Source organism: Streptomyces sp. NBC_01410 (genome assembly GCF_045040195.1).
Classification (GTDB): domain Bacteria; phylum Actinomycetota; class Actinomycetes; order Streptomycetales; family Streptomycetaceae; genus Streptomyces.
In genome coordinates, this window is record NZ_CP109530.1 from 2036663 (window position 1) to 2062091 (window position 25429).

Consider the following 25429-nt stretch of genomic DNA (forward strand, 5'->3'; position numbering starts at 1 on the left):
GGGGGCGGTATCGGGTCAGCCGCTCCTGCCGGACGCCGTGTCAGCCGAGCGGGAGGCCCTGGGCGGTCCAGCGCTCGCCGTTGCGCTCGACGAGCAGCGGAAGGCCGAAGCAGAGCGAAAGGTTGCGGGAGTTGAGCTCGGTCTCCATCGGACCGGCGGCCAGCACCTTGCCCTGACGGATCATCAGGACGTGGGTGAAGCCCGGGGCGATCTCCTCGACATGGTGCGTCACCATCACCATGGAGGGGGCGAACTCGTCGCGGGCCAGGCGGCCGAGCCGGCGCACCAGGTCCTCGCGGCCGCCGAGGTCGAGACCGGCGGCGGGCTCGTCGAGGAGCAGCAGTTCGGGGTCGGTCATCATGGCGCGGGCGATCAGGGTGCGCTTGCGCTCGCCCTCGGAGAGCGTGCCGAAGTTGCGGTCCAGGTACTCGGTCATACCGAGGCGGTCGAGGAAGGCGCGGGCGCGCTCCTCGTCGACGGCGTCGTAGTCCTCGTGCCAGGTGGCGGTCATTCCGTACGCGGCGGTGAGGACGGTCTGGAGCACGGTCTGGCGCTTGGGCAGCTTCTCGGACATGGCGATGCCGGCCATGCCGATACGCGGGCGGAGCTCGAAGACGTCGACGGCGCCGAGGCGCTCGCCCAGGATCGTCGCGGTGCCGGTGGTCGGGAAGAGGTAGCTGGACGCGATGTTGAGGAGGGTGGTCTTGCCGGCGCCGTTCGGGCCGAGGATGACCCAGCGCTCGCCCTCCTTGACCGACCAGGAGACGTCGTCCACCAGAGCGCGTCCGTCGCGGACCACGGATACGTCCACCAGCTCCAGTACATCGCTCATGAGCGCGTTGTCTCCCCATGCAATCGTCTTGAGGTATTGGGGGCGGTTTATGCACCTGTGGGCACAGCTCCCAGGGAAAACCTACGCCACCGGCCGAGTAGCCCTGCCCCCCGGTCCTGTACCTAGGCTGGGTCCATGCTTTCCGAACCACGCTCAGGACGGCTGGCCGCATGGGGAAACGCCCTGTTGGCCGGATTTGTATCACCCGACGACGCGGCGCTCGCGATCGTCGGCGACGACGCCGTGCACCGGGTCGAAGGTCTGCCGGGCGAGACGGGCCCCGTCGGGCTCACCCTCGCGCTGGGGCGGCTGCGGGCTCTCGGGGTGACCGGGTACCGGGTCGCGCTGCCCGCGCCGGGGCATCCGCTGGGGCTCAGCGGACCACCCGACTTCAACGCGCGGGCGCTCGACGCGGAGGAGGCCGTGGTCGCCTCGGGTGCGGCGTACGGGCTTGTGCCCGAGGTGTACGAGGCCGGGCCCGCGGGTGATGTGCACGTCGAAGTCGTCTGGCACTGCCTGCCGGTACGGGAGGCGCCACCGGCGGACGTGCCCTCGCTCGGGGAGGCGGAACGGGAGCTCGCGGAGGCCCTGCGGGATGCGACGGAGGTGCTGTCGCGCCTCGATGTGGCGGCGTCGGGTCCGGTGGCGGAGGCGGCGATCGACGCGTACCGGGCGCGGGCGTCGCGGGGCGCGGGCGAGACGCTGGCCCCCGGATATCCGCCGCGGGCGGTGCGCGTGCTGGAGCTGGCCCAGCGGATCGGGCTGCTGATCTCGGTGGCGTACGAGAACGGGCACGGCGGTGCGGTGAGCGCGTCGGAGATGGTTGCGCGGGGGGAGGCACTGCGGCCGGTGGAGCGGGTGGCGAGGCGGGCGCAGGTGGCGGCGTACAACGCGTATGTGGAGGAGCGGGAGCGGGAGCGCTGAGGGCCTCGCGGTGGGGGGTGGGTGCGGGTTGCGCCTGCGGCGGGCCTTGTCCCCTACCCGCCCCTTCCCGAACTGGGGCTCCGCCCCAGACCCCGAATGCGACCTTCGGCCGCATGTCCTCAAACGCCGGACGGGCTGAAAATTCAGCCCCGCCGGCGTTTGAGGCGCGGGAGTCCGTCAGCCGTTGTAGCCCTCGTTGCCGAACGCCGGGTTCAGCGCGCCGATCACGTTGACCGTGTTGCCGACCACGTTCACCGGGACGTGGACGGGGACCTGGACCACGTTGCCCGAGAGGACACCCGGGGAGTTCACGGCGTAGGCGTCGGCGTACGCGCCGTCCGTGGCGGAGGCGACACCCGCGCCCGCGGCGAGCAGGCTGCCGGCGATCATGGTGAGGGCAGCGGCCTTCTTGACGTTCTTCACTTCGAAATCCTCCTGAGCATTCGCTGCGGCCGGCCGCCGCAGCACGCCATGGAGAACGCCGCCGAGTCGATCAGGATGCGCCGGACGGGTGACATACACCCGACAGTATGAATCTCGGATCGGAGGGGGACGGTCCGGTTAGTCCGTCAGGCCATGTCTGACCGCCCACAACGCCGCCTGCGTGCGATCCGCCAGGTCCAGCTTCATCAGGATGTTCGAGACGTGCGTCTTGACGGTCTTCTCCGACAGGACGAGCGCCCGGGCGATCTCCCGGTTGGAGCGGCCGTCCGCGATCAGGCCCAGGACCTCGCGCTCGCGTTCGGTGAGGTTGGTGCCGCGGCCCGTCCCGCTGCTCTGCTCGTCCTGGGAGAGAAGAGCGCCCGCGACCTCCGGCTGGAGCAGCACATGGCCCGCGTGGACCGAGCGGATGGCGCCGGCCAGCGCCTCGGGGTCGACGTCCTTGTACACGTAGCCCGAGGCGCCCGCGCGCAACGCGGGGACGACCGTGCGCTGTTCGGTGAAGCTCGTGACGATCAACACCTTGGCAGGGTTGGCCAGTTCGCGCATTTTGCGGAGCGCGTCGATGCCGTCCATGCCGGGCATCTTGACGTCCATCAGGACGACGTCCGGCTTCAACTCCTCGGCGCGGGCGACGCCTTCGGCCCCGTCGGCCGCTTCGCCGACGACCTCGATGTCGTCCTGGACCTCGAGGAAGGTACGCAGGCCGCGGCGGACCACCTGGTGGTCGTCGACCAGGAGGACGTGAATCGTCTTGTCAGCCACCGGGGACCTCCATCTCGATCGTCGTGCCCTTTCCGGGCGCTGACTGAACGGTGAGCCGTCCGCCGACACCGCTCGCCCGGTCCCGCATCGAGACCAGTCCCAGATGGCGGCCCGCCCGGCGGACCGCCCGCGGCTCGAAGCCCCTGCCGTTGTCGGTGATGCTGAGGACCGCTCCCTGGCCCCGGCGGATCAGCGCCACATCGACCTCGCCCGCGCCGGAGTGCCGCAGGGCATTGTGCAGCGCCTCCTGCGCGACCCGGAGCAGAGCCTCCTCCTGGGCGGCCGGCAGGGCGCGGATGCCCCGGCTGTCGAAGGTGACCTTGGCGCTGTGCGCGCGGTCGAGGACCTGGATATGCGTACGGAGGGTGTTGACCAGGCCGTCCTCGTCGAGGGCGGCGGGGCGCAACTCCACGACCGCGGCGCGCAGTTCGTCCGCGGCCTCGGCGGCGAGCACGGCGACCTGCTGAAGCTCCCCCTTGGCGCGGGCCGGATCGCGGTCCACGAGGGCGGCCGCGGCCTGTGCGGTGAGGCGGAGCGAGAAGAGCTTCTGGCTCACCGCGTCGTGCAGCTCGTGGGCGAGGCGGGAGCGCTCCTCGGCGATGGTGAGCTCGCGGCTGCGCTCGTAGAGCCGGGCGTTGGTCAGGGCTATCGCCGCGTGCTGGGCGAGGATCGAGAGGAGCTCCTCGTCCTCTTGCGTGAAGCCGCAGCTGCCTTGCGGCTTCGGGCACCTCTTGTTCGCGAGGAACAGCGCGCCGATCGTCTCCTCGCCGTCCTTGACGGGCAGGCCGAGGAAGTCGGACATGTCGGGGTGGGCGGCCGGCCAGCCCTCGAAGCGGGGGTCTTTGCGGACATCCGCGAGCCGCTCGGTCTTCGCGTCGCGCAGCATCGCGGCGAGGATGCCGTGCTGGCGCGGGAGCGGGCCGATCGCCTTCCACTGCGCGTCGGTGACGCCGTCGACCACGAACTGCGCGAAGCCTCCGTGGTCGTCGGGCACGCCCAGCGCCGCGTACTCGGCGTCGAGGAGCTCGCGCGCGGACGCCACGATCGTCTTCAGGACGTCCCGCACCTCGAGATGCCTGCTCATCGCGAGGAGGGCGGTGCTCACGGCTGCCAGGCCCGAGCTGGGTCGATGGCTCATGACCTCACCGTACCGGCGGGGTGTGACAGTCCGTATCGGCCCGGGGACGGGGCCACTCAGGACTGAGGTCGTAGGTCGAAGTGCCTTGCCGGGTGGGGCCCCGCGCACGAGGCGCCGGGCCCGGCCGCGTTCCTACGTTGGGGACATCGACGCGGAACAGCGCACGAGCCGGACAAGGGGATGGACATCATGCCGGTAGCGGTGATCACTGGAGCTTCCAAGGGACTGGGGCGTGCTCTCGCGGCGGCCCTGGCCGAGCGCGGCTGGGATCTGGTGCTGGGGGCCAGGACCGCGGGCGTCCTGGAGGAGAGCGCGCGTCACATCGGTACGGCGTACGGGACGCGGGTGGTGGCCGTGGCGGGGGACGTCACCGATGCCGGGCACCGTACGGAGCTGGTGGCCGCGGCCCGCGGGCTCGGCGGGCTCGATCTGCTGGTGAGCAACGCGAGCGCGCTGGGCGCCGAGCCGCTGGTGCGGCTGGAGGCGCTGCCACTGGATGGCCTTCGGGCGGCCCTGGAGACCAATGTGGTGGCGGCGCTCGGACTCGTACAGGAGGCACTGCCGCTGCTGCGGGCGGCCGAGGCGGGCACGGTGATCGCGGTCAGCTCGGACGCCGCGGCGGAGGCATACGAGACATGGGGCGGCTACGGGGCGTCCAAGGCGGCGCTCGACCATCTCGCGGCGGTCCTCGCGGTCGAGGAGCCGGAGCTGCGGGTGTGGACGGTCGACCCGGGTGACATGCAGACGGACCTGTACGCGGCGGCCGTGCCCGGAGACGACGATCCGCGCCCCTCGCCCGACTCGGTGGTGCCGGGCTTCCTGCGCCTGCTGGACGAGCGGCCGGTGAGCGGCCGCTACACCGCTCCCGCGCTGCTCCAGGTGGCTCGATGAGGGCCGGGCCGACGACGGGAGGAGCCGCCGTGCTGGAGGCCCTGGTGGTGCCCGACGAGCTCTCGGCCCGCGTGCCCCCCGAGGTGCGCGGGTCCGGGCGGGACGATGTGCGGCTGATGGTCTCGCGCGGGATCGAGGTGTCCCACCACGCCTTCCGGGACCTGCCCGGGCAGCTGCGGGCCGGTGACGTCCTGGTGGTCAACACGTCCACCACACTGCCCGCCGCCGTCAACGGGCGGGTCGGCGGCGAGGCGGTCGTCGTGCACTTCTCGACCCGGGGTGACGACGGGCGCTGGGCGGTGGAGCTGCGCAGCCCCGACGGCGCGGGCAGCACCCTGAGGCGTGCCGGGGGCCCTGTGGGGGCCGTCGTACGTCTTCCCGGGGGCGAGCACCTCGTACTGGACGCGCCCCTGGTTCCCGGCGCGGACCGGCTGTGGTGGGCGACGGTGTCCGCGGAGGTGCCGGGTCTGCTGTACCGGTACGGCCGCCCCATCCGGTACCGGTACACGGCACAGGATCAGCCCCTGTCCGCGTATCAGACGGTCTTCGCGCTCCCCACCCCCGGCGGCGAGGGCTCGGCGGAGATGCCGGGCGCGGCGCGGCCCTTCACGGCGGGCCTGGTGGCGGAGCTGGTGAGCCGTGGTGTGCAGTTCGCTCCGCTCACCCTGCATACGGGGGTGGCCTCGGCGGAGGCGCACGAGCCGCCGTATCCGGAGCGCTTCGAGGTGCCGGCGACGACGGCGTGGCTGGTGAACGCCGCGCGGGCGGGCGGAGGGAGGATCCTGGCGGTCGGCACGACGGCCGTACGCGCCCTGGAGTCGGCCGTGGACGCCGGTGGCCTGGTGCGGGCGGCCGCGGGCTGGACGGACCTGGTCATCACGCCGGGGCGCGGGGTGCGCGCCGTGGACGGGCTGCTGACCGGGCTGCACGAGCCGGAGGCCTCTCATCTGCTGATGCTGGAGGCGATCGCCGGGCGCGAAGCCCTTGGCCGTTCGTACACCGAGGCGCTCCGACGTCTCTATCTCTGGCACGAGTTCGGCGACATCCACCTCATTCTTCCGAACGACACTCCTCACGCTTTGAATTGCTGAAGCAACACCTGGTGAAACCGTTATGCGCCGGATGTGAGCCCGCACATAGGACGCAGATCACTTACGAACGTCGCTAGTGGATATATAAAGGACGCGTGAGCGGGAACTATGCAGGAGGAACGGCACCATTCGGACACCCTGATCCACTATTGCGGATAGTACGTCACACCTTTGCCACAGCATTTTGCTGGCGCTAAGAATTGCAGCCGTCGCCCGCCGAGGAGCGCAGCGCCGCTCCGGCCTGATGCGACTTCCGCTATTCGAAGAGGTACGACTGTATGTCCGCGTCCAGCACCCGCCTGACCAAGACTCACAAGGTCTCGATCGCCGGCATCGCCGCCGCCGCCGTTGCAGCCGTCACGTTCTCCCTCGTTCCGGGCAACGCATCCGCCGGCACGGAGACCGAGGCCCTGTCCTCCACCCCCGTCGCCCAGACGAGCGTCGCCAAGCAGCAGACGGCCCTCGCCGCCAAGGCCAAGGCCGACGCCGCCGCTGCCAAGGCCAAGGCTGAGGCCGCCGCCAAGGCCAAGGCCGCCGCTGCCGCCAAGGCCAAGGCCGCTGCCGCGAAGAAGAAGGCCGAAGCCGCGGCCAAGAAGAAGGCTGCCGCCAAGGCCGCCGCGAAGGCCGCCGCCAAGAAGCGCGCCAAGCAGCAGGCCGCCAGCCGTGCCGCCGCTCGCAAGCCGATCTTCGCCAACAACCTTGACGGCTGGATCAAGGAGTCGCTGTCCATCATGAAGAAGCACGGCATCCCGGGCACGTACGACGGGCTGCACCGCAACATCATTCGTGAGTCCAGCGGCAACCCCAACGCCATCAACAACTGGGACATCAACGCGATCAACGGCGTCCCGTCGATCGGCCTGCTGCAGGTCATCAAGCCGACGTTCGACGCGTACCACGTCGCCGGCACCAAGCACAGCCAGTACGACCCGGTCGCCAACATCGTCGCCGCGGCCAACTACGCCGCCGACCGTTACGGCTCGATCGACAACGTCAACAGCGCCTACTGAGCCGACCTGACGCGAAGCTCAGCAGACGCCGGAGGGCGGCACCCAGTGCGGGGTGCCGCCCTTCGGCGTATTGCGGTTGGTGCTCCGGCGGATGGTGCTTACTTGCGCATGACCTCGGGCTCGTGGCGGCGCAGCAGCCGCCCGACCGCGACACCGCAGATGACCGCGATCACCAGCAGGATGGTGATGTTCATGCCCCACTGGCCTGCCGAGTGCTCCCACAGGGGGTCCAGGTCGTTGGGCTTGTTCGGGTCCCACGGCGGCATCAGGTGCGAGAGGTCGAGCGTCGCGCCCGCACCGGCGATGGCCCAGCGGGACGGCATCAGCCAGGCGAACTGCTCCAGGCCGGGCGAACCGTAGACCTGGAAGAGGATGCCGGTGAAGACGACCTGGACGATGGCGAACATGACGAGCAGCGGCATGGTCTTCTCGGCGGTCTTCACCAGCGAGGAGATGACCAGGCCGAACATCATCGAGGTGAAGCCCAGCGCGATGACGACGAGGCAGATCTCGACGGCCGGCGGCATGATCAGGCCCTCTTCGGGCAGCTCGCGGGTGGCGAAGCCGATGGCGCAGATGATGACGCCCTGGATGGCCGTGATCACGCCGAGGACGATCACCTTGGACATCAGATACGCCGAGCGGGCCAGGCCGGTGGCCCGTTCCCGTTCGTAGATGACCCGTTCCTTGATCAGTTCTCGTACGGAGTTGGCCGCGCCCGAGAAGCACATGCCGACCGCGAGGATCAGCATGATCGTGCCCGCGTCGCCGTTGAACTTGCTCGGCGGCGTGGGCGGTGCGAGGCCGAACTTCGCCGGGATGACCACGCTGACCAGGCCGAGGACCGCGGGCAGGATGACCATCAGGCCCATGAAGCCCTTGTCGGACGCGATGACCGAGGAGTAGCGGCGGATCAGCGTCCAGAGCTGGGAGCCCCAGCTCTGCGGCTTCGGCGGGCGCATCTGCTGCGGCGGCGGCATGTGCACCGACTGCGCGGCGACGGCGTCGATGTCGGCCGCGTACATCTGGTAGTGCTGCGAGCCGCGCCAGCGGCCCGCCCAGTCGTAGTCGCGGTAGTTCTCGAACGCCGAGAAGACATCGGCCCAGGTGCTGTAGCCGAAGAAGTTGAGCGCTTCCTCCGGCGGACCGAAGTACGCCACCGAGCCGCCGGGGGCCATGACGAGGAGCTTGTCGCACAGCGCCAGCTCGGCCACGGAGTGGGTGACCACCAGGACCGTACGGCCGTCGTCGGCGAGGCCGCGCAGCAGCTGCATGACATCGCGGTCCATGCCCGGGTCGAGGCCGGAGGTCGGCTCGTCCAGGAATATCAGCGACGGCTTGGTCAGCAGCTCCAGGGCGACGGAGACGCGCTTGCGCTGGCCGCCGGAGAGCGAAGTGACCTTCTTTTCCTTGTGGATGTCGAGCTTGAGCTCGCGCAGCACCTCGTCGATACGGGCCTCGCGCTCGGCCTCGGCGGTGTCGCCGGGGAAGCGGAGCTTGGCCGCGTACTTGAGCGCCTTACGGACGGTGAGTTCCTTGTGCAGGATGTCGTCCTGCGGGACCAGACCGATGCGCTGGCGCAGTTCGGCGAACTGCTTGTAGAGGCTGCGGTTGTCGTACAGGACGTCGCCCTGGTTGGCGGGCCGGTAGCCGGTGAGCGCCTTGAGCAGGGTGGACTTGCCGGAGCCTGAGGGGCCGATGACGCCGATGAGCGACTTCTCCGGTACGCCGAAGGAGACGTCCCGCAGGATCTGCTTGCCGCCGTCGACCGTCACCGTGAGGTGGCGGGCGGAGAAGGAGACCTCACCGGTGTCGACGAACTCCTCGAGCCGGTCGCCGACGAGACGGAACGTCGAGTGGCCCACACCGACGATGTCGTTGGGGCCGATGAGCACCGTGCCGGACTTGGCTATCGGCTGACCGTTGACGTACGTGCCGTTGTGGGATCCAAGGTCCCGGATCTCGAAGCGTCCGTCGGGCGTGGCCACGAATTCGGCGTGGTGGCGCGAGACCTGGAGGTCGGAGACGACCAGTTCGTTCTCGAGCGCACGACCGATGCGCATCACGCGGCCCAGCGACAGCTGGTGGAAGGTGGTCGGGCTGCGGTCCCCGTACACCGGCGGGGCCCCCGCGACACCGCCGGCACCGCCGGGTCCTTGCTGGTGCGGGACCTGCCCCTGGGGCTGCGGCCAGGCCTGCTGCGGCTGTTGGGCAGGGGCCTGCGGCTGCTGCTGCCAGCCCTGTTGCGGCTGGGCAGGGGCTTGCTGGGCCGGGGCCTGCTGCTTGACCGCCTGCTGCTGCGGTGCCTGCTGGGGCGCTGCGCCCTGGGCGCTGTAGGCACCGGCCGCCGCGGCCGAGAGATTCAGCCTGGGGCCGTCGGTGGCATTGCCCAGGTGCACGGCCGAGCCGGGGCCGATCTCCATTTGATGGATCCGCTGGCCCTGCACGTACGTGCCGTTGGTGCTGCCGTGGTCCTCGATCACCCAACTGCGGCCGCCCCAGCTGATGCTGGCGTGCCGCCACGAGACCCTTGCGTCGTCGATCACCAGGTCGCCCTGCGGATCACGTCCGAGGGTGTATGACCTGGACGGATCGAGAGTCCAGGTCCTTCCGTTCAATTCCAGTACGAGTTCCGGCACTCCATGCCCCACTAGTTGTCCCCCGAGTTACCCCCATCACAGGGAGTCTAGGGATGGCGAACATCGTGAGGAACTATTTCAGGCGTCGTCCCGCATCCGAAAGTCGGGCTGGGTGAAGACCGTGTCCGGGATGACCGTTGACGGAGGAGAAACGCGCACGGAGCATGGTAAGCGCCCATGAGTGCGTACGGATCATGCGCGAATGGGGGTAACTGGGGCAAACCCAGCAAGGATCGGGGGGTCCGATGGACGCAGGCGGCAGTGGCGAGAGGGTGCCATGGGTCGATGTGCTGCTGGCGTCGATTGCCGCGGTGAGCTGGGCGCTCGTGGGAATGGCGGGCGCGGCCGCGCTCGGACTGCATCTGCTGGGCGCGGATTCGGCGGGGTCGCTCGGGCCGATGACCGCGGCGGTGGTGGTGCTCGCGGTGGGCGGATCGGTCACTCCCACAGGCGATGTGTCCGCGTTCGGGCTGGAAGGCGCGCAGGCGCGGACGGCCGTCGAGATCACGCCACTTGGGATCGGTCTCGTCGGGGCACTGTTCCTTGCGTACTTCTTTCTACGTTCGCTGCGCCGGGCGGGGCCGTACATCTCGGGGAGTGAACTCGCCGCGCGGGCGGGCGGGGTGGTGATCCTTTTCGTCGCGACGGTCGGTGGCTTGGCGTGGGCAGGTCACGACGTCATCACGATCGACGGAGCGGAGCTGGGCCTTGACGATCTGCCGGGCGGCGGAGGCGGGGGCGACGGCGGCATCGAGGTGCCGGGGCTCGGCGACATCGGTGACATCGGCGGGCTGCTGCCCGACCGGCTCGGCGACTTGGTGGACGCGAAGGCGGCGGTGGGGTTCAGCGTGAACACCGCGGATTCGCTGGCGGGCGCGCTGTTCTGGGTGCTCGGGGTGCTTGTCGTCGCGCTGCTCGCCTCGCGCCGTTCGCCGCTGCCGGGCGGGGCTCTGGCCGCGGCGGTGCGGCGGAACGTACGTCCGGCGGCCTCCGCGCTCGTGGCGGTGCTGCTGGTCGCGGTCCTCGCGGGCTACGCGGCTGCGGGATACGCGGCGATCGGCGACGACCACCCGAAACGGATCGCGGGCGCCGCGCTGCTCGGGGCGCCGAACGGGGTCTGGCTCGGTGTGCCGCTGGGGCTGTTCGTGCCGTGGGACGGCAAGGCGACGGGCGAGCTCGCGAAACTGCTGCCGGATCCCCTCGACGAACTGCTGAGGGTGTCCGCCGACGAGCCGGTGACGGTCGGCAGGCTGGCCGAGCTGGACGGGCGGGTGTGGCTGCTGGCGGTAGCGGCGGCGGTGATGATGCTGTATGCGGGGGTGCTGGCGGCGGCCCGTACGCCTGGGGGCAGCCGGGTCTTTCAGTTTGCGGGACGGTGCGCGGTTCGGCTGGGCCTGGTCACGGCCCTGGCCCTGCCTCTGCTGGTGTGGCTGACCGATGTCTCGGCGGACGCGTCGCTGTCGGTGCTCGGCTTCGACGCGTTCGGCGCGGGCATCGAGCTGCACGGCGCGGTGGGGATGGCGCTGCTGCTGGGGGCGGCGTGGGGGGCGGGTGCCGGTGGGCTGGGGGCGGTGCTGGTGTACGCGACGCGGGGTGGCGGCGTGCCGGAGGTGGCGGGGCCGGGGCGTTCGGCGTCGGTGGCGGATGTGCCGGGGCCCTACCGTCCGGCGCCGCCGTACCGGCCGTCGAACGACGACACGAACCCGTATCTGCGCCCTCCACCGGAGATCCACGGCGCGCCGACGATGGCGGGGCCTTTCCCGGCCCCGCCCCCGCCTCCACCACGCCCACGTCCACGTCCACGTCCACCGGAGCCCCCGGAGGACGGCCCGCCCCCTCCGCGCCCACCGACGGGGGGCCGCTGAGGCCGCCCGGGGTACGGGTCGCGGGGTGCCCGGCGCTGCGGGGTGCCCGTCCGGCGGTACGGGTCGCGGGGTGCCCCAGTGCCGCGGGCGCGCCGTTTGGGGTCCGCTCCGGGGTAGAGCCGGGACTGCATGATTTACGGCGCGTTTCCGGTCTGCCGTGGGGCGCGGGCGTACGTGCGCCACAAATCACGCTCTACGTCCCGACTCCACCCGCTCCACGGCCCCCTTGCGGGTGGCTGCAGTTGGCCGCCCCGCGCCGCGAAGTTGGCGCTTCGGGGGTGCGGGGCCCAGCCCCGCTTCGGGAAGGGGCGGGGTGGGGGAACAAACCCCCGCGCCCCGAAACCGGCCGCCCCGGGGGTTCGCGGCGCAGCCCCGTCCGGGGCCCCCGCCGCGTCCGGCAGGCGGGACGGCTCGTCTCGTCGCCGCCCCCGCCCGATACGGTGGAAGCACCATGAGCGCATCGCAGACCTCCGACGTACGCACCCTTCTCGTCAAGATCTTCGGGAAGGACCGTCCCGGGATCACCGCCGGGCTCTTCGACACCCTCGCCGCCTACTCCGTCGACGTCGTCGACATCGAGCAGGTCGTCACCCGGGGCCGTATCGTGCTGTGCGCCCTCGTCACCGCCCCGACCGACGGCGTGGCCACCGAGGGGGAGCTCCGGGCCACCGTCCACAGCTGGGCCGAGTCACTGAAGCTTCAGGCCGAGATCATCTCGGGCACCGGCGACAACCGCCCCCGTGGCAGCGGACGTTCGCATGTCACCGTCCTCGGGCACCCGCTGACCGCCGAGTCGACCGCCGCCATAGCGTCGAGGATCACCGCCACCGGCGGGAACATCGACCGGATCTTCCGGCTGGCCAAGTATCCGGTCACCGCCGTGGAGTTCGCGGTGTCCGGTGCGGAGACCGAGGCGCTGCGGACCGTGCTGGCGACGGAGGCCGCCGGGATCGGGGTCGATGTCGCCGTCGTGTCGGCGGGGCTGCACCGTCGTGCGCAGCGGCTGATCGTGATGGATGTGGATTCGACGCTCATCCAGGACGAGGTCATCGAGCTGTTCGCGGCGCACGCGGGCTGTGAGGACAAGGTCGCCGAGGTCACGGCCGCCGCGATGCGCGGGGAGCTGGACTTCGAGCAGTCGCTGCACGCGCGCGTGGCGCTGCTCGCCGGGCTCGACGCCTCGGTGGTGGACAAGGTGCGCGAGGAGGTGCGGATGACTCCTGGCGCCCGCACCCTGATCCGTACGCTCAAGCGGCTCGGCTTCCAAGTGGGCGTCGTGTCGGGCGGGTTCACGCAGGTCACGGACGACCTCAAGGAGCGGCTCGGGCTCGATTTCGCCTCGGCGAACACGCTGGAGATCGTGGACGGAAAGCTCACGGGACGGGTGACCGGCGAGATCGTGGACCGTGCGGGCAAGGCGCGGCTCCTGCGGCGGTTCGCCGCGGAGGCGGGTGTGCCGCTCGCGCAGACCGTCGCGATCGGCGACGGCGCGAATGATCTGGACATGCTGAACGCGGCCGGTCTGGGCGTGGCCTTCAACGCCAAGCCCGTGGTCCGCCGCGCCGCCCACACCGCGGTCAATGTGCCGTTCCTGGACACCGTGCTGTATCTGCTGGGCATCACCCGCGAAGAGGTCGAGGCCGCGGACGACCCGGGCGCGGAGCACTAGGAAACACGCCCTGGCCCGTACGGCAGAAGACCCCGGTGCGAGGACTCGCGCCGGGGTCGTTTGTCGGATCGGAGGCGTCAGTCGTGAGGCGCCCAGTAGTCGAGCAGCGTGCCCACACCGTGCTCCACCGACTTCCAGGAGCCGGTGAAGCCGAGCACCGCGAACGCCCCGGTCGGGAAGCCGGTCTTGGTCATCCGGGCCGGTGCCTCGCCCTCGGCCTTGCCGGCGAGCGCGTCCGCGAGGGCGTGCATCCCGGGATTGTGGCCGATGACTAGCAGCTCGTTCACCTCGTCGGGGGTCTCGTTCAGCAGCGCGAGAAGTTCGCCGAGGGAGGCGTCGTACAGCCTCTCCTCGTACACCGTCTTCGGGCGGTGCGGCAGCTCGTGGACCGCCAGCTTCCAGGTCTCGCGGGTTCTGCTCGCGGTCGAGCACAGCGCCAGGTCGAAGGCGATACCTGTATCAGCCAGCCTGCGGCCTGCCACCGCCGCTTCCTGACGGCCGCGCTCGGCGAGCGGGCGGTCGTGGTCGGACACCTGCGGCCAGTCCGCCTTCGCATGCCGAAGGAGGACGATCCTGCGGGATTCGGGAGATCCGGGGGCTGTCCCCCCGGAAGACACGGCGTCGCTCATGCACCCCAGCTTCGCATGAAATGAGCCAGCGGGCGCAGGGTGTTGACGGGGTCCCCCGTCATGGGTGAATACGTCACCGGGACAGGGCCTGCTGGATACGCTCCAGGATCTGGCCGACCGCGGGCTCGCCGCCCGCGGCCTGCGCCTGGGCGGGGTCGGCGATCAGCAGGAGCAGTACGGCGAAGGCGAGCATCGGCAGGGCGAGGGCCCACCACGGCAGCCGGATGTCGACGCCGCCGGTGGCCTTGGGGTGGGGCCGGGTGTGCGTGTGGGCCGACATGGCCGCCTCCGTGACTCCGTAGGTCTGCGGTTCGATGCTTCAAACCTACGGATCATGGGGTCCTCGGCCCATCCGGTGACCCACCCACTTCACCCTGAGCCTGACCCCCTAGGGGATGGTGGTGCTAACCCCCTTGTCCTGTGGCTCGGATCGCCTCCGGGGCGCTCGCCGGGCAGCGGCCAACTCCCGGGTCAGGGCGAGGCGATGGAGGCGATGATCGCGATCACGACGGTAATGGCGATCATGGCTCCGAAGACGTAGAGGAGCTTCTTCTGGCCGTCTTGGGGGTTCGGGTCGAGCACAGGCATGGAACCAGTCTCGCACCTCAGCGTTCGTCCTCGATCGTCCGGTCCCGCCCGGCCAGGACGCCGACCGCCATCTGCGGCACGATCAGCCCCGCCATCAGCGCGATCGGCAGCTCCCAGCCGCCGCTGTGCTGGTAGAGCACGCCCACCAGCAGCGGGCCGGGGATCGAGATCAGATAGCCGGTGGACTGAACGAAGGCCGACAGGCGCCCGACTCCGGCGCCGGTGCGCGAGCGCATACCGATCATGGTGAGGGCGAGCGGGAAGGCGCAGTTGGAGATGCCGAGCAGCACCGCCCACGCCCAGGCTCCGGCGGCGGGTGTGAAGAGCAGGCCCGTGTATCCGGTCAGCCCGCACAGGCCGAGGGCGACGACGATCGGGCCCTGGGTCCTCATCCGGGTGGCGAGCCGCGGGATGACGAAGGCGAGCGGTACGCCCATCACCATGGTCACGGCGAGCAGCACTCCGGCCGTGCCCGCCGGGACCCCGGCGTCGCGGAAGATCTGCGGCATCCAGCCCATGGTGATGTACGCGCCGGTGGCCTGGAGGCCGAAGAAGCAGGCCAGCGCCCAGGCGGTGGGGCTGCGGGTGATCCGGGGCGCCGGGGAGTCCTGGGCCTGTGCGGCGAGCGTGCTCCGATCGGCCGCGCCGCGGTCGCGGGCGAGGCCGATCCAGGGCAGTACGGCGAGGACGGCGAGGAGGGCCCAGATCCCGAGGCCGACGCGCCAACTGCCGCCCAGCGCCTCGGTCATGGGCACGGTCGCGGCCGCGGCGACGGAGGTGCCGAGCGCCAGTGCCATTGAGTAGAGCCCGGTCATGGAGCCGACGCGGTCGGGGAAGTACCGCTTGACGATCACCGGCATCAGGACGTTGCTGACGGCGATGCCCATCAGGGCGAGCGCGCTGGCGGCCAGGAAGCCCGCCGTACCGCCGGCGAAGGGCCTGATCAGCAGGCCGGTGGCGATGGCCGCCATGCCCGCGCAGACGACGGCGCCCGGGCCGAAGCGGCGGGCGAGCCGGGGTGCCGCGATCCCGAAGATCGCGAAGCAGAGCGGCGGCACGGAGGTCAGGACGCCGGCCACGCTGCCGCTCATGTGCAGTCCGACCCTTGCCTCTTCGAGGAGTGCGCCGAGGCTGGTGATGGCGGGGCGGAGATTGAGGGCCGCGAGGACGATCCCGACGACCACGAGGCGGGTGAGCCAGACCGCGGGCCGCCGGTCCGGAGCGACCACGGCGGTACGGTCGGTGAGGGCGGGGCCATGGGCCTGGGGCTCGCTCAGGGTCTGGGTCGGGGTCTCGTCCTGCATGAGGCCATCATAGAATCATGGGATGATTGGTTGTCCAATCCTTCACCACTCTCGTACGCAAGGAGCACCATGGCGCTGACCTCTCCCCGGCGTTCCGCGCTCTCCGATCAGGTGATCGCCGAGCTGCGGAACCAGATCACCTCGGGCGAGTGGCCGGTGGGCTCGCGCATCCCCACCGAACCGGAACTGGTCGAGCAGCTGGGCGTGGCCCGCAACACCGTCCGCGAGGCGGTCCGCGCGCTCGCCCACAACGGCCTTCTGGACATCCGCCAGGGTTCGGGGACGTATGTCGTGGCGACGAGCGAGCTGGCCGGCGTCATGCACCGCCGCTTCGCCGACGCCGACCCGCGGCACATCGCCGAGCTGCGCTCCACGCTGGAGTCCTCGGCCGCCAGGCTGGCCGCGCAGCGGCGTACGGCCAAGGACCTGAAGCAACTGGACACGCTTCTGGCCCGGCGCGAGGAGGCCTGGGCATCGGGGGACGCTGAGCAGTTCGTCGCCGCCGACGCGACCTTCCATCTCGCGGTGGTCGCGGCCTCGCACAACGAGGTGCTCAGCGAGCTCTACGCGGACCTGGGCGATCTGCTGCGCGACTGGCTCCGCGACGACGTGGGCCACGAACTGCGCCCTGAGCACCACATGGATCACGCGCGGATGGTCGAGGCGATCCGCGAGGGCGACGGCGACACGGCGGCGACCGAGGCGGCGGGCTATCCGTTCATGTGCCCGCGGACTCCCGCAGGAGCTGATGGCTGATCCAGACGGCGCCGATCTCTTTCCAGCAGCGGTCGGTGAGTTCCGCGTAGCCGGCGGGGCCCACCTCGACGGGCGCGCTGTCCGCGTCGATGTCCCACCAGCGCTCGCACTCGACATGCAGCCGGACGCGGTCGACGGAGGGGTACGGGTTGTGGCAGTAGGCGGTGGCCCGGGAGCCCTCGATGACGGTGCGGCAGTCGGCCTCGTACCTCTGCGGCCGGGGCGGGGGCTCCGGCTCTTGGCGGTGCGGCTGGGAGACGGCGGCCGGCGCCGCCCACACGAGGACGGTCACGGTGGCCGGTACGAACGCGGAGCGCCAGGTCGTCACCACAAGCGGGACCTCCTCGGCCGTACTGCGGCAGGGTGGCCGCGGCTGCACCACAAGGGGGATTGCTCCTCAAGCCTCGCCGCCGGGGGGCGGTACCGCGCGGCTTCGGGGGCCGAACGGGCGACGCCCCGTCCCCCGCGCGCTGCGGGGAACGGGGCGTCGATGCCCTACGAAAGGGCTGTACGGAAGGGCCCTACGAAGAGGTCGTACGCGAGGCTAGGCGCCCATCATGTGCACGCCGCCGTCCACGTGGACGATCTCGCCGGTGGTCTTCGGGAACCAGTCCGAGAGCAGGGCGACGACACCGCGGCCGGCCGGCTCAGGGTCCGCCATGTTCCACTCCAGCGGGGAGCGGTGGTTCCACACGTCCGCGAGCTCCGAGAAGCCCGGGATGGACTTGGCGGCCATGGAACCGATGGGTCCGGCCGAGATCAGGTTGCAGCGGATGTTCTGCTTGCCCAGGTCACGGGCGAGGTAGCGGGAGGTGGCCTCCAGCGCCGCCTTCGCCGGGCCCATCCAGTCGTACTGCGGCCAGGCGAACTGCGCGTCGAAGGTGAGGCCGACGACCGAACCGCCCTCCTGCATCAGCGGCAGGCAGGCCATCGTCAGCGACTTCAGGGAGAACGCCGAGACGTGCATCGCGGTCGAGACGGACTCGAACGGGGTGTTGAGGAAGTTGCCGCCGAGGGCGTCCTGCGGAGCGAAGCCGATGGAGTGGACGACACCGTCGAGGCTGCCGAGCTCCTCACGGACCAGGTCGGCGAGCCGGTCCAAGTGCTCGCTGTTGGTCACATCCAGCTCGATGACCTTGGCGGGCTTGGGCAGCTTCCTGGCGATGCGCTCGGTCAGCGTAGGCCGGGGAAAGGCGGTGAGGATGACCTCGGCGCCCTGCTCCTGTGCCAGCTTCGCGGTGTGGAAGGCGATGGAGGACTCCATCAGCACACCGGTGATCAGGATGCGCTTGCCGGCGAGGATTCCACTCATGTGATCAGTGACCCATGCCCAATCCGCCGTCAACGGGGATGACGGCTCCAGTGATGTACGAGGCGTCGTCGGAGGCGAGGAAGCGCACCGTGGCGGCGATCTCCTCCGGCTTCGCGTAACGGCCGAGCGGCACCTGCGAGACGATGCCCGCGCGCTGCTCGTCGGTGAGCACCTTGGTCATGTCGGTGTCGACAAAACCGGGCGCGACGACGTTGAAGGTGATGTTCCGCGAACCGAGTTCGCGGGCGAGCGAGCGGGCGAAGCCGACGAGACCCGCCTTGGAGGCGGCGTAGTTGGCCTGTCCCGCCGAGCCCAGCAGCCCGACCACGGAGGAGACCAGCACGACGCGGCCCTTCTTGGCGCGCAGCATGGCGCGGTTGGCGCGCTTGACGACCCGGAAGGTGCCGGTGAGGTTGGTGTCGAGGACGGAGGTGAAGTCCTCCTCGGACATCCGCATCAGCAGCTGGTCCTTGGTGACACCGGCGTTGGCCACCAGCACCTCGACGGGACCGTGCTTCTCCTCGATCTCCTTGTAGGCCTGCTCCACCTGCTCGGAGTCGGTGATGTCGCACTTGACGGCCAGGAAGCCGGCGGGCGGCTCGCCGGAGCGGTAGGTGATCGCTACCTTGTCGCCGCCTTCGGCGAACGCGCTGGCGATGGCGAGGCCGATGCCCCGGTTTCCTCCGGTGACGAGAACCGAGCGGCTCAACGGATCACCCTTTCGATAGCGGTCTGGTACTCGAAAACCTATCGGTCCGGCACCCCCCGCGGAGAATCGGGCCCTGACAGCGCCTTCATCCAGTCCCTGTCGGGTCCCTACAGAATGGCGCTGGGCAAGGGCCCCTTCGGCGCGACATGATCGGGACGACCGTCTCAACGACAGGAGACATCCGTGCCTCATTCTCTCGACGAAGCCTTCACGGCACTGCCGCTGCGGGCACTCGCCGACGCGGCACTCGCCCGGGCGCGTGCGCTCGGCGCCGAGCACGCCGACTTCCGCTTCGAGCGCGTACGCAGTGCGGCGTGGCGGCTGCGCGACGCCAAGCCCGCCGGCTCTTCCGATACCACCGACATCGGGTACGCGGTGCGGGTGGTGCACGGCAGCGCCTGGGGGTTCGCCTCCGGGGTGGACATGACCATGGACGCGGCCGCCCGGGTCGCGGGCCAGGCGGTCGCCATGGCCAAGCTGTCGGCGAAGGTGATCGCCGCGGCCGGCTCCGACGAGCGGGTGGAGCTGGCCGAGGAGCCGGTGCACGCGGACCGCACCTGGATCTCCTCGTACGAGATCAACCCGTTCGAGGTGCCCGACGAGGACAAGACGGCGCTGCTCGCGGAGTGGAGCAACCGGCTGCTGCGGGCGGAGGGCGTGGCACATGTGGACGCGTCGCTGCTCACCGTGCAGGAGAACAAGTTCTACGCGGACACGACGGGCACCGTCACCACCCAGCAGCGGGTGCGGCTGCATCCGGCGCTCACGGCCGTCGCGGTCGACGAGTCGACGGGCGAGTTCGACTCGATGCGCACGATCGCCCCGCCGGCGGGCCGCGGCTGGGAGTATCTGACCGGCACGGGCTGGGACTGGGACGCCGAGCTGGAGCAGATCCCGGGGCTGCTGGCGGAGAAGATGCGCGCGCCGAGCGTCGAGGCCGGGCGCTACGACCTGGTCGTGGACCCGTCGAATCTCTGGCTGACCATCCATGAGTCGATCGGCCACGCCACCGAGCTGGACCGGGCGCTGGGGTACGAGGCGGCCTACGCGGGGACGTCCTTCGCCACCTTCGACAAGCTGGGGAAGCTGGCGTACGGCTCGTCGGTGATGAATGTGACCGGCGACCGGACCGCGGAGCACGGGCTCGCGACCATCGGCTACGACGACGAGGGCGTCGAGGCGCAGTCGTGGGACCTGGTCAAGGACGGGACGCTGGTGGGCTACCAGCTGGACCGGCGGATCGCGAAGCTGACGGGCCTCGGCCGTTCCAACGGCTGCGCGTTCGCGGACTCCCCCGGTCATGTGCCGGTGCAGCGGATGGCGAACGTGTCCCTGCAACCGGATCCGGGCGGGCTCTCCACGGAGGATCTGATCGGCGGGGTGGAGCGCGGGATCTATGTGGTCGGCGACCGGTCGTGGTCGATCGACATGCAGCGCTACAACTTCCAGTTCACCGGGCAGCGCTTCTTCCGCATCGAGAACGGCAAGCTGGCGGGTCAGCTGCGCGATGTCGCGTACCAGGCGACGACGACGGACTTCTGGGGCTCGATGGAGAAGGTGGGCGGCCCGCAGACCTACGTCCTGGGCGGCGCCTTCAACTGCGGCAAGGCCCAGCCGGGCCAGGTCGCGGCGGTCTCCCACGGCTGCCCGTCCGCGCTGTTCCGCGGCGTGAACATTCTCAACACGACTCAGGAGGCCGGTCGATGAGCCGCACCAGCAAGCCGCACGAGATCGTCGAGCGGGCCCTCGAACTGTCCACCGCCGACAGTTGCGTGGTCATCGCCGACGAGCACTCCTCCGCCAATCTGCGCTGGGCGGGCAATGCCCTGACCACCAACGGTGTCACCCGCGGCCGCACCCTCACCGTCGTCGCCACCGTCGACGGCTCCGAGGGCACCGCGTCCGGTGTCGTATCGCGCTCCGCCGTGACCGCGGACGACCTGGAGCCGCTCGTACGTGCCGCCGAGGCCGCCGCGCGCGGGGCGGCCCCCGCCGAGGACGCGCAGCCGCTCGTCGAACAGGTCCCCGCGTCCCCCGACTTCACCGACGCGCCCGAGGAAACCTCCTCCGCCGTCTTCGCGGACTTCGCGCCCGCGCTGGGCGAGGCGTTCGCCCGCGCCAGGGCCGGCGGGCGTGAGCTGTACGGCTTCGCCAACCACGAGCTCACCTCCACCTACCTCGGTACGTCGACGGGTCTGCGGCTGCGCCACGACCAGCCCAACGGCACGCTGGAGCTCAACGCCAAGTCCCCCGACCGTTCCCGTTCCGCCTGGGCGGGCCGCTCGACGCGGGACTTCAAGGACGTCGACCCCGCGCTGCTCGACGCGGAGCTGGCAGGCCGGCTCGGCTGGGCCGAGCGCCGGATCGATCTGCCCGCGGGCCGGTACGAGACGCTGCTGCCGCCCACCGCGGTGGCCGATCTGCTGATCTACCAGCTGTGGTCGTCGACGGCCCGGGACGCGGCCGAGGGCCGTACGGTCTTCTCCAAGCCGGGCGGCGGCACCCGTATCGGCGAGACGCTCTCGCCGCTGCCGCTGACCCTGCGCAGCGACCCGCACGAATCTGGTCTGGAGTCCGCGCCGTTCGTGATCGCGCACTCCTCGGGCGACGACGCGTCGGTCTTCGACAACGGCCTGCCGCTGTCGGCGACGGACTGGGTACGCGACGGAAAGCTGGAGCACCTGGTCACCACCCGGCACAGTGCCGCCCTGACCGGCCTGCCCGTCGCCCCCGGAGCGGGCAATCTGATCCTGGACGGCGGCGGCGAGCGCTCGCTGGACGAGATGGTCTCGGCGACCGCCCGCGGGCTGCTGCTGACCTGCCTCTGGTACATCCGCGAGGTCGACCCGGCGACGCTCCTGCTGACCGGGCTGACCAGGGACGGCGTCTACCTCGTCGAGAACGGCGAGGTGGTCGGCGAGGTGAACAACTTCCGCTTCAACGAGTCGCCCGTCGATCTGCTCTCGCGGACCACCGAGGCGGGACGTACCGAGAAAACGCTGCCGCGGGAGTGGGGCGACTGGTTCACCCGGGCCGCGATGCCCGCGCTGCGCATCCCGGATTTCAATATGAGTTCGGTCAGCCAGGGCGTATAACCTCGTACTCGTCCCTGGACACACCGAATGGCACATCGAAGGAGACGCGAGAGACGTGACGGACATCGTCGACGAACTGCAGTGGCGTGGGCTGATCGCCCTCTCCACTGACGAGGACGCATTGCGCAAGGCGTTCGCGGACGGTCCCGTCACCTTCTATTGCGGCTTCGACCCGACCGCGCCCAGCCTGCACCTGGGCAATCTGGTCCAGATCCTCACCATGCGCCGGATCCAGCTGGCGGGGAACCGCCCGCTGGGTCTGGTCGGCGGCGCCACCGGTCTGATCGGTGACCCGAAGCCGAACTCCGAGCGCACGCTCAACGCGCCGGAGGTCGTCGCGGGCTGGGTGGAGCGGCTGCGCGGGCAGATCGAGCGCTTCCTCGACTTCGAGGGCGCCCACGCCGCGACCATGGTCAACAACCTGGACTGGACGGCGGGCCTGTCGGCGATCGACTTCCTGCGCGACATCGGCAAGTACTTCCGGGTCAACAAGATGATCGCGAAGGAGGCGGTCGCCCGGCGGCTGAACTCCGACGCGGGCATCAGCTACACCGAGTTCAGCTACCAGATCCTGCAGGGCATGGACTTCCTGGAGCTGAACCGGCGGTACGGCTGCACGCTGCAGACCGGCGGCAGCGACCAGTGGGGCAATCTGACCGCGGGCACCGACCTGATCCACCGGGTCGAGCCGGAGGCCGAGGTGCACGCGCTGGCCACCCCGCTGATCACCAAGGCGGACGGTACGAAGTTCGGCAAGACGGAGACCGGCACGGTCTGGCTCGACCCGGAGCGCACGACTCCGTACGCCTTCTACCAGTTCTGGCTGAACGCGGACGACCGGGACGTCTCCAAGTTCCTGCGGATCTTCAGCTTCAGGTCCCGCGAGGAGATCGAGGAGCTGGAGGCGCTGACCGCGGAGCGGCCGCAGGCGCGTGCCGCGCAGCGGGCGCTGGCGGAGGAGCTGACGACGCTCGTACACGGCGCGGACGAGTGCGCGGCCGTCGTCAATGCCTCGAAGGCACTGTTCGGGCAGGGCGAGCTGGCCGGGCTCGACGAGCCGACGCTGCGGGCGGCGCTCTCCGAGCTGCCGCATGCCCAGGTCGCCGAGCTGGCTCCGGTCGTGGACCTGTTCGCGGAGGTGGGGCTCGTGGCCAGCAAGTCGGCCGCCCGCCGGACCGTGAAGGAGGGCGGGGCCTACGTGAACAACGTCAAGGTCGCCGCGGAGGACGCGGTGCCGGCGCGTGAGGATCTGCTGCACGGGCGCTGGCTGGTGCTGCGCCGCGGCAAGAAGAACCTGGCCGCGGTCGAGGTCACCGCGGGCTGACCGGCTGCGCCGATGGCTCCGCCCCGGACCCCTGCTGCGGGGTTCGGGGCGGAGCCTTTGCCGGAGCTCAGGCTCTTTGCCTGTTGCCGCGTACGGCGGTGTAGGCCATGTCCCCCAGGAGCACGATCACCACGGCCGCCGCGAGCTGGAGTACGTGACGTCCCCAGTCGATGCCGCTGGTCTCGTCGATGCCGAACCCACGTGCCAGCGCATTGCCGATCAAGGCGCCGATGATGCCGAAGATGGTGGTCAGCCAGAGCGGACTGTGCTGCTTGCCCGGGATGATCGCCTTGGCGATCAGACCGAGCACGAATCCCACGATGATCGCCCACAACCAGCCCATGGCTGCCTCCTCGTACAACTCTGCGTGAGCGGTTACGCCTCAGTCTCGGCCCGCCCGCCGTACAGCGCATGTCGGGCACAGCCATACGCTCTACGACGCAGCCGCGACCACGCAGGTGGGCCCGCCCCGGTCTCGTAGGTGTCCGATGCGCGGCGTACGGTGGAAGGCGTCAGGACCGGGGAGTGTCCGACGCGGAAATCGGGTGGTGGAACGTGATGCGGAAGCATGGCAGCACGGAGGTCTTCCGGATCACGGGAGCGCGCCAGGGTCTCGCGGACGATGTGCGCGGACGGGAGCGCCGCTATGTGATCTCGATGTCGGTACGGACCGTGGCGGTGATCCTTGCCGTGGTCCTGTGGAATGTGGAACGCCCTGTGGCGATCGTGGCGCTGGTGCTCGGCGGGATTCTCCCCTACATCTCCGTGGTGATCGCCAACGCGGGCCGGGAGAGCGCCCCTTCAGCCCCCTCGACGTTCGTCCCCGCACCGTCCCGGCCGATGATCGCGCCGGTCTCCCCGCCCACCGCCGCGGAAGGAGAGCCGGAAGCCGACGGAGCCCGGCAGGAGGCCCAGGGGCGGGAACAGAGCTGATTCCAGGGGCTCCGAAGCTCAGGAAAAGCTCAGATCAATCATGAAGTTCCGGTGCACCTCACCCCACTCCCCGTGACATACTTCGTAGGCGCTCCGCATCCCCCGTCGGAGCGACGGACCGACGCCGGGCAGCTCCCCCCGTGGCTGCTCGGCGTCGCCATGTAGTGGCCATTTCGGTATGGACGTAAGAGTGAGTGACGAGACCCCGATCTGCTCCGCGAAGGGCTGCCGCGCCGAGGCCGTCTGGGTGCTCGCGTGGAACAACCCGAAGCTGCACACTCCGGAGCGCCGCAAGACCTGGCTCGCCTGTGACGAGCACCGCGAGCACCTGTCCAACTTCCTTGGCCTGCGCGGCTTTCTGAAGGATGTCGTGACGCTGGAGGAGTGGGAGCGCAATCCGGGCGCCGGAGGCTCAGCCGCCGATCGCTGACATCGGGCGGTCGGGCTGCAGGAACGACGGGTCGTCGAGGCCCGAGCCCGCCTTCTTGCCCCACATCGCCAGCTTCCATATACGGGCGATCTCCTCGTCCGGCGCGTCCGAGCGCAGGGCGGACCGCAGGTCCGTCTCCTCGCGGGCGAACAGACAGTTGCGCACCTGGCCGTCGGCGGTGAGCCTGGTGCGGTCGCAGGCGGAGCAGAAGGGGCGGGTGACGGAGGCGATGACCCCGACGCGGTGCGGCCCGCCGTCCACGATCCAGCGCTCGGCGGGCGCGGAGCCCCGCTCCTGCTCGCCCTCGGCGGTGAGTGTGAAGCGCGTACGCAGCGACTCGAGGATGTCGCCCGCGGTGATCATGCCGTCGCGCTTCCAGCCGTGCTGGGCGTCCAGTGGCATCTGCTCGATGAAGCGCAGCTCGTAGGCATGGGCGACGGCCCAGGCCAGCAGCTCGGGGGCCTCGTCGTCATTGAGGCCCGGCATCAGGACCGTGTTGACCTTGACCGGGGTGAGGCCCGCGTCGCGGGCGGCTTCCAGGCCGTCCAGCACGTCGTGGTGGCGGTCCCGGCGGGTGAGGGTCTTGAAGACCTCGGGCCGCAGGGTGTCCAGCGAGACATTGACCCGGTCCAGGCCCGCGGCCTTGAGGGCGGCCGCGGTGCGCTTGAGACCTATGCCATTGGTGGTCAGGGACATCTTGGGGCGGGGTTCGAGGGCGGCGCAGCGCTCCACTATCCCGACCAGGCCGGGCCGCAGCAGCGGCTCCCCACCGGTGAAACGGACCTCGGTGATGCCGAGATCGGTGACGGCGATACGGATCAGCCGGACGATCTCGTCGTCACTCAGCAGATCGGGCTTGGCGAGCCACTGCAGGCCCTCTTCCGGCATACAGTACGTACACCGCAGATTGCAGCGGTCGGTGAGTGAAACACGCAGGTCAGTGGCCACACGGCCATAAGTGTCGATGAGCACGGTGGGCCCCCTCCCCGGTTCAGCGGATCTTATTGCTACCGAGCCTACGCCAGACCACCGACAACATACGGGGCCCGATTGTCACGAGGAGCGGTGCGGCCGCGTCGTAGGA

The 25429-nt window shown here is 70.4% G+C and carries 26 protein-coding genes; 12 read left to right on the top strand and 14 right to left on the bottom strand.

What is annotated here, in order from left to right; all coding sequences use genetic code 11:
• Positions 1 to 40: 40 nt before the first annotated feature.
• Complete coding sequence (locus OG741_RS09410; protein WP_405596338.1) at positions 41 to 832, bottom strand: ABC transporter ATP-binding protein; 792 nt, start codon at positions 830 to 832, stop codon at positions 41 to 43.
• Between the two features lie 135 nt (positions 833 to 967).
• Here OG741_RS09410 and OG741_RS09415 point away from each other — a divergent pair, with 135 nt between their 5' ends.
• Positions 968 to 1756 carry a hypothetical protein gene (locus OG741_RS09415; RefSeq protein ID WP_405596339.1) on the top strand — a complete coding sequence of 263 codons (789 nt, stop codon included), beginning with the start codon at positions 968 to 970 and terminating at the stop codon, positions 1754 to 1756.
• Between the two features lie 177 nt (positions 1757 to 1933).
• Here OG741_RS09415 and OG741_RS09420 read toward each other — a convergent pair whose 3' ends face one another.
• The 3 genes from OG741_RS09420 to OG741_RS09430 all read right to left on the bottom strand — a co-directional run bounded on the left by OG741_RS09420 (position 1934) and on the right by OG741_RS09430 (position 4100).
• Complete coding sequence (locus OG741_RS09420; protein ID WP_324971992.1) at positions 1934 to 2179, bottom strand: chaplin family protein; 246 nt, start codon at positions 2177 to 2179, stop codon at positions 1934 to 1936.
• A 138-nt stretch (positions 2180 to 2317) separates the two neighbouring features.
• Positions 2318 to 2962: a response regulator gene (locus OG741_RS09425; protein WP_405596340.1), complete on the bottom strand. Its 645-nt coding sequence runs from the start codon at positions 2960 to 2962 to the stop codon at positions 2318 to 2320.
• Positions 2955 to 4100: a GAF domain-containing sensor histidine kinase gene (locus OG741_RS09430; protein ID WP_405596341.1), complete on the bottom strand. Its 1146-nt coding sequence runs from the start codon at positions 4098 to 4100 to the stop codon at positions 2955 to 2957. The genes OG741_RS09425 and OG741_RS09430 overlap by 8 nt, the downstream gene beginning before the upstream one ends.
• A gap of 189 nt (positions 4101 to 4289) precedes the next feature.
• Between OG741_RS09430 and OG741_RS09435 the strand changes: the two genes are divergently transcribed.
• From OG741_RS09435 to OG741_RS09445, 3 genes are all read left to right on the top strand, one after another.
• Positions 4290 to 4991, top strand: a complete 702-nt coding sequence (locus OG741_RS09435) for an SDR family NAD(P)-dependent oxidoreductase (protein WP_405596342.1) — start codon at positions 4290 to 4292, stop codon at positions 4989 to 4991.
• On the top strand, positions 4988 to 6082 hold the full coding sequence (locus tag OG741_RS09440) for an S-adenosylmethionine:tRNA ribosyltransferase-isomerase (protein WP_405596343.1): 1095 nt from the start codon (positions 4988 to 4990) through the stop codon (positions 6080 to 6082). The genes OG741_RS09435 and OG741_RS09440 overlap by 4 nt, the downstream gene beginning before the upstream one ends.
• Before the next feature lie 278 nt (positions 6083 to 6360).
• Entirely contained in the window at positions 6361 to 7092 is a 732-nt protein-coding gene (locus tag OG741_RS09445; RefSeq protein WP_405596344.1) for a transglycosylase SLT domain-containing protein, read from the top strand.
• A 98-nt stretch (positions 7093 to 7190) separates the two neighbouring features.
• Here the strand turns inward: OG741_RS09445 and OG741_RS09450 are convergent, their stop codons facing one another.
• Positions 7191 to 9743 (bottom strand): FHA domain-containing protein, encoded by a 2553-nt coding sequence (locus tag OG741_RS09450; protein ID WP_405596345.1) that lies wholly within the window; start codon positions 9741 to 9743, stop codon positions 7191 to 7193.
• Between the two features lie 233 nt (positions 9744 to 9976).
• Here OG741_RS09450 and OG741_RS09455 point away from each other — a divergent pair, with 233 nt between their 5' ends.
• On the top strand, positions 9977 to 11596 hold the full coding sequence (locus tag OG741_RS09455) for a streptophobe family protein (RefSeq protein ID WP_405596346.1): 1620 nt from the start codon (positions 9977 to 9979) through the stop codon (positions 11594 to 11596).
• Positions 11597 to 12047: 451 nt separating this feature from the next.
• On the top strand, positions 12048 to 13265 hold the full coding sequence (gene serB, locus OG741_RS09460) for a phosphoserine phosphatase SerB (RefSeq protein ID WP_405596347.1): 1218 nt from the start codon (positions 12048 to 12050) through the stop codon (positions 13263 to 13265).
• Between the two features lie 77 nt (positions 13266 to 13342).
• Here serB and OG741_RS09465 read toward each other — a convergent pair whose 3' ends face one another.
• The 4 genes from OG741_RS09465 to OG741_RS09480 form a co-directional block, all read right to left on the bottom strand.
• Positions 13343 to 13894, bottom strand: coding sequence for a SixA phosphatase family protein (locus tag OG741_RS09465; protein WP_405596348.1), 552 nt, complete (start codon positions 13892 to 13894; stop codon positions 13343 to 13345).
• A 73-nt stretch (positions 13895 to 13967) separates the two neighbouring features.
• Positions 13968 to 14174, bottom strand: coding sequence for a hypothetical protein (locus OG741_RS09470; RefSeq protein WP_266477893.1), 207 nt, complete (start codon positions 14172 to 14174; stop codon positions 13968 to 13970).
• A 191-nt stretch (positions 14175 to 14365) separates the two neighbouring features.
• A complete protein-coding gene (locus tag OG741_RS09475; protein WP_266477891.1) occupies positions 14366 to 14482 on the bottom strand; it encodes an SGM_5486 family transporter-associated protein in 117 nt (38 codons plus the stop codon).
• A gap of 17 nt (positions 14483 to 14499) precedes the next feature.
• On the bottom strand, positions 14500 to 15786 hold the full coding sequence (locus OG741_RS09480; RefSeq protein ID WP_405596349.1) for a CynX/NimT family MFS transporter: 1287 nt from the start codon (positions 15784 to 15786) through the stop codon (positions 14500 to 14502).
• 69 nt (positions 15787 to 15855) lie between these two features.
• Here OG741_RS09480 and OG741_RS09485 point away from each other — a divergent pair, with 69 nt between their 5' ends.
• Entirely contained in the window at positions 15856 to 16542 is a 687-nt protein-coding gene (locus OG741_RS09485; RefSeq protein WP_405596350.1) for a FadR/GntR family transcriptional regulator, read from the top strand.
• Here OG741_RS09485 and OG741_RS09490 read toward each other — a convergent pair.
• The 3 genes from OG741_RS09490 to fabG all read right to left on the bottom strand — a co-directional run bounded on the left by OG741_RS09490 (position 16505) and on the right by fabG (position 18563).
• Positions 16505 to 16870, bottom strand: coding sequence for a hypothetical protein (locus tag OG741_RS09490; RefSeq protein ID WP_405596351.1), 366 nt, complete (start codon positions 16868 to 16870; stop codon positions 16505 to 16507). The two genes, OG741_RS09485 and OG741_RS09490, sit on opposite strands and share 38 nt — an antisense overlap.
• Positions 16871 to 17086: 216 nt before the next feature.
• Positions 17087 to 17854: an enoyl-ACP reductase FabI gene (gene fabI, locus OG741_RS09495; protein ID WP_405596352.1), complete on the bottom strand. Its 768-nt coding sequence runs from the start codon at positions 17852 to 17854 to the stop codon at positions 17087 to 17089.
• 4 nt (positions 17855 to 17858) lie between these two features.
• The gene (gene fabG, locus OG741_RS09500) at positions 17859 to 18563 is read right to left on the bottom strand and encodes a 3-oxoacyl-[acyl-carrier-protein] reductase (protein ID WP_405596353.1); all 705 of its coding nucleotides are present in this window, start codon (positions 18561 to 18563) and stop codon (positions 17859 to 17861) included.
• Between the two features lie 183 nt (positions 18564 to 18746).
• Here fabG and OG741_RS09505 point away from each other — a divergent pair, with 183 nt between their 5' ends.
• The 3 genes from OG741_RS09505 to tyrS are packed head-to-tail and all read left to right on the top strand — an operon-like array spanning position 18747 to position 22982.
• On the top strand, positions 18747 to 20270 hold the full coding sequence (locus OG741_RS09505; RefSeq protein WP_405596354.1) for a TldD/PmbA family protein: 1524 nt from the start codon (positions 18747 to 18749) through the stop codon (positions 20268 to 20270).
• Positions 20267 to 21658: a metallopeptidase TldD-related protein gene (locus OG741_RS09510; protein ID WP_405596355.1), complete on the top strand. Its 1392-nt coding sequence runs from the start codon at positions 20267 to 20269 to the stop codon at positions 21656 to 21658. Before OG741_RS09505 ends, OG741_RS09510 begins: the two co-directional genes overlap by 4 nt.
• A 55-nt stretch (positions 21659 to 21713) precedes the next feature.
• On the top strand, positions 21714 to 22982 hold the full coding sequence (gene tyrS / locus OG741_RS09515) for a tyrosine--tRNA ligase (protein WP_405596356.1): 1269 nt from the start codon (positions 21714 to 21716) through the stop codon (positions 22980 to 22982).
• Positions 22983 to 23049: 67 nt separating this feature from the next.
• Here tyrS and OG741_RS09520 read toward each other — a convergent pair whose 3' ends face one another.
• Positions 23050 to 23325, bottom strand: coding sequence for a GlsB/YeaQ/YmgE family stress response membrane protein (locus OG741_RS09520; protein WP_266477859.1), 276 nt, complete (start codon positions 23323 to 23325; stop codon positions 23050 to 23052).
• Positions 23326 to 23537: 212 nt separating this feature from the next.
• Between OG741_RS09520 and OG741_RS09525 the strand changes: the two genes are divergently transcribed.
• Entirely contained in the window at positions 23538 to 23915 is a 378-nt protein-coding gene (locus tag OG741_RS09525; protein WP_405605482.1) for a DUF3099 domain-containing protein, read from the top strand.
• A gap of 178 nt (positions 23916 to 24093) precedes the next feature.
• Positions 24094 to 24345 carry a hypothetical protein gene (locus OG741_RS09530; protein WP_405596357.1) on the top strand — a complete coding sequence of 84 codons (252 nt, stop codon included), beginning with the start codon at positions 24094 to 24096 and terminating at the stop codon, positions 24343 to 24345.
• On the opposite strand, the gene moaA is transcribed toward OG741_RS09530, so the two are convergent.
• Positions 24328 to 25317 carry a GTP 3',8-cyclase MoaA gene (gene moaA / locus OG741_RS09535; protein ID WP_405596358.1) on the bottom strand — a complete coding sequence of 330 codons (990 nt, stop codon included), beginning with the start codon at positions 25315 to 25317 and terminating at the stop codon, positions 24328 to 24330. The two genes, OG741_RS09530 and moaA, sit on opposite strands and share 18 nt — an antisense overlap.
• Positions 25318 to 25429 lie beyond the last annotated feature (112 nt).